1 protein-coding gene is annotated in these 244 nt (G+C 32.8%); it reads left to right on the top strand.

Annotated features, from left to right (window positions below):
- Positions 1–53: 53 nt before the first annotated feature.
- A partial coding sequence (locus E4T71_RS09595) for a transposase (protein WP_228062411.1) occupies positions 54–244 on the top strand: 191 nt, incomplete at its 3' end.

Below are 244 nucleotides of genomic sequence, written 5' to 3'. Positions count from 1 at the left end.
AAGAGAGCTTGCTGAGGTGTGGAATCAAATTAATTACTCAATTAAGGGAGAATATGAGTGATTACTCTAAACTGGAAAATTATAGAATTGGACGACTGCGTAAGTCCATTGAAACGGTATTCTCAAGTTTGGAACAATTCGGAATTGAAGATTTAAGATGTAGGAATCTTTATGCTTTAAAATTTAAAGTGGAGGCAATCTTATTAACATATTCCTTACTACTTCATCAAAGTCAAATGGAGAA

This window comes from Streptococcus sp. WM07 (genome assembly GCF_004570525.1).
GTDB lineage: Bacteria > Bacillota > Bacilli > Lactobacillales > Streptococcaceae > Streptococcus.
This window is presented reverse-complemented; position numbering and strand designations above follow the sequence as displayed.